Origin of the sequence: Thioclava sp. UBA3469, from assembly GCF_002378135.1 — a bacterium.
GTDB classification, from domain to species: Bacteria; Pseudomonadota; Alphaproteobacteria; order Rhodobacterales; family Rhodobacteraceae; genus Thioclava; species Thioclava sediminum.
In genome coordinates this window covers 4,567-5,153 of sequence record NZ_DFRG01000173.1, presented here as the reverse complement: position 1 = coordinate 5,153, position 587 = coordinate 4,567, and the positions used below count along the sequence as shown (strand labels likewise).

The following is a 587-nucleotide window of genomic DNA, read 5'->3' as shown; positions in this document are numbered from 1 at the left end:
GTCGAGCACGGTTTCGAGCATCCGCGCGTTCTCCTCCAGCGCCTCGTCGGAAAGCTGGTGGCGCTGGATCGTCGTGGGGTTGGTCAGCAGCGACAGCGGCGGCATCTCGAAGGGCGCGGTTTTCGGCTTCTCGAAAGCCATCTTCGGCTGCGCCTCTTCGATCGCACGACGCGAGGGGGCTGCGGGTTTCGCCGCAGGCTGCACGACGCGCTTCGGCTCGGGCTGCTTGATGACCTGACGGTCGAGACCACGCGCGGAGGCCGGGATCTCCGGCACGACGTCTTCCTCGATCCATTGCGCAGCGCCCGACTCGTCGAAGGAGTGCGGCTCGCCTGCGTAGAAATGCTCGGTGCGCATGTCGCGGGGATCGGCCTCGAAGCCTTCGTAATCCGGGTGGGTCCAGTCGCGGCTGTCATCGTCCGTGTAGTCATAACCCTGCGCGACCTGCTCAGCCGCCGTCATCTGCGGCTCGTCGGCACCGGCATAGGCCATTTCGGGCGCATGCTCGGCGGCAGCGGCAGGCGCGCCGAAGCCCGGCATGAACCGCGGTTTGGCCTTGAGCGGCGGCTCGGCGCGCAATTGCGGCT

Annotated in this window: 1 pseudogene; it reads right to left on the bottom strand. The window is 67.6% G+C overall.

Annotated features, from left to right (window positions below):
- Positions 1 to 587 (bottom strand): annotated as a pseudogene (locus B3D39_RS12895) (cell division protein FtsK); the annotation flags it as partial.